Source organism: Microcoleus sp. A2-C3 (assembly GCF_036706065.1).
GTDB lineage: Bacteria > Cyanobacteriota > Cyanobacteriia > Cyanobacteriales > Microcoleaceae > Microcoleus.
The window spans coordinates 1-1,141 of the sequence record NZ_JAUBVX010000135.1 but is presented as its reverse complement, the minus strand read 5'-3'; the positions used below and the strand labels follow the sequence as shown (position 1 = coordinate 1,141).

Genomic DNA, 1,141 nt, shown 5'->3' with positions numbered 1-1,141 from the left:
TAATTAGGGCTTGCTGAATAATCGAGCACATATTGCCTCGTCTGAGTTTCGATACTGCGATCGAGAATAAAGTGCAAGATAAACAGGTAAAATAGATCAAAACCCGTGCATCACCCAGTGCGATCGTGTACAAAAAAGCTGAGCTTGCTCCTCCCTCACCCTCCGACTTTGAACTTCCCTCATGTGGAAGGTTGTCACCAGACAACCGTTGGGTCAAAATGGGCGAACTAATCCCGTGGTCAGAATTTGAATCAGAATACGCGGAAAACTTCCCCACAGAAAAGGGGGCACCAGCCAAATCATTTCGGATGGCATTGGGGGCATTAATTATCAAAGAAAAGCTGGGAATTAGCGACCGCGAAACTGTCGAACAGATCCGTGAAAACCCCTATCTGCAATACTTTATCGGTCAATCAAGCTATAGTAATGAGCTACCATTTGACCCATCATTATTAGTACATTTTAGGCAACGAATTACTCCGAACTTAATTAACAAAGTGAACGAACGCATGGTTGAAAAAATGCGCTCCATCACCCCAGTTAAAACTGAAAAAAAAAAGGATTCAGACGCTACAAATGAGTCACCCAATCGCGGCAAACTAATCATAGACGCAACCTGCGCGCCAGCCGACATTACCTATCCGACTGACTTAGGACTATTAAACAAAGCCAGAGTTCATACCGAAAAAATTATAGATATCCTGTATAAGCAGATCAAAGATCAAACCAACCAAAAACCAAGAACCTACCGCAATCTAGCAAGAAAGGACTACTTAGCATTAGCCAAGCAAAGACGACCAACTCGCAAGAAAAGAAAACAGGCAATTAAGAAACAACTCCAATACATCAAAAGAAATTTAGGTCATATTGAACAACTAATTGAGTCAGGTGCGGGTCTAGAAAGTCTGAATAAAAAGCAATATAAAACTTTGCTAGTTCTAACAGAAGTCTATCGCCAACAACAGTGGTTGTTTGAAAATAACAAACAGAGCATAGAAGATAGAATAGTAAGTTTAAGTCAGCCCCACATCCGCCCTATAGTAAGAGGAAAAGCCGGAAAAAGCGTAGAATTTGGAGCTAAACTATCGGCGAGCTGTTTTGAAGGATATGTATTTTTAGACCGGATGAGCTGGGATAATTA

The 1,141-nt window shown here is 41.3% G+C and carries 1 protein-coding gene; it reads left to right on the top strand.

Features of this window, described 5'->3' with window-relative positions:
* Positions 1-125: 125 nt before the first annotated feature.
* On the top strand, positions 126-1,141 hold a 1,016-nt coding region (locus QUB66_RS29685; protein WP_332970811.1), incomplete at its 3' end, for an IS5 family transposase.